This is a genomic window from Paenibacillus forsythiae T98, assembly GCF_000520735.1.
Lineage (GTDB): Bacteria > Bacillota > Bacilli > Paenibacillales > Paenibacillaceae > Paenibacillus_AQ > Paenibacillus_AQ forsythiae.
Map to the genome: position 1 here is coordinate 1 of NZ_ASSC01000651.1, position 815 is coordinate 815.

An 815-nucleotide genomic window follows, 5' to 3' on the forward strand; every position below is an offset into this window, starting at 1 on the left:
GCCCTCCGCCTCGCGCTGCGCAGGCGCCGCGATCTGATGCTGGAGCTGCTGGAGCGCCATTTCACTGAACTGGCAGAGTGGAGCAAGCCTGCGGGCGGCTTCTATGTATGGCTGCGCCTGAACAAGCCTCTCCCGCTGCCGAAGCTGTTCCGCGCGGCGCTTGCGGAAGGGCTGCTGCTGAATACCGGCGATCTGTACGACCGCGCGGACGCCAGGCATCTTCGCCTCTCTTACGCCTACGCCTCCCCGTCCGGGCTGGAGCAGGGGATCTTCAAGCTGGCGGAGCTTGTCCGCCGGATGGACCGGCTGTTCTAACGCCGGGAGAAGGGCCGGAGCCTGGGACAGCTCCGGATATCTGCGGCGTCCTCCGGTGCAGCGGCAGCGGTACGGAGTTACTCGCTCCCTTCCTTTAGCGATACCGGCAGCGCAACAACAAAGACCGTACCCTCGCCGGGGCTGCTCTGCGCGCTGACCTTCCCCCGGTGAAGGTCGATAATCTTCTTCACCAGCGACAGCCCCAGTCCGCTGCCTCCGGCGCCCGCGCTTCTCGCTTTGTCCGCCTTGTAGAACCGCTCGAAGATATGAGGCAGATCCTCCTTGGAGATACCCGTACCGGTATCGGAGACCCTGACCTCGACCTCTGTGTCCATCGGGCGCGCCGTTATCGTAATCGTCCCGCCCGGCGGAGTAAACTTGATGCTGTTATGCAACAGATTATTCCAGACCTGGCTGAGCAGGTCCTCGGCCCCCGTCACCGTCATTTCGGCAAGCTCGGCCTCCACTTCGATTCCTTTGCCCATCCACTGCGGCTCCCC

The 815-nt window shown here is 63.8% G+C and carries 1 protein-coding gene and 1 pseudogene; one reads left to right on the forward strand and one right to left on the reverse strand.

Annotated elements, in window-relative coordinates:
- Nucleotides 1-315, forward strand: a pseudogene (locus L692_RS33045) (PLP-dependent aminotransferase family protein); the annotation flags it as partial.
- Nucleotides 316-392: 77 nt separating this feature from the next.
- On the opposite strand, the gene L692_RS0120170 reads toward L692_RS33045, so the two are convergent.
- The coding region (locus tag L692_RS0120170) for a sensor histidine kinase (protein WP_025701852.1) at nucleotides 393-815 on the reverse strand (423 nt) is incomplete at its 5' end.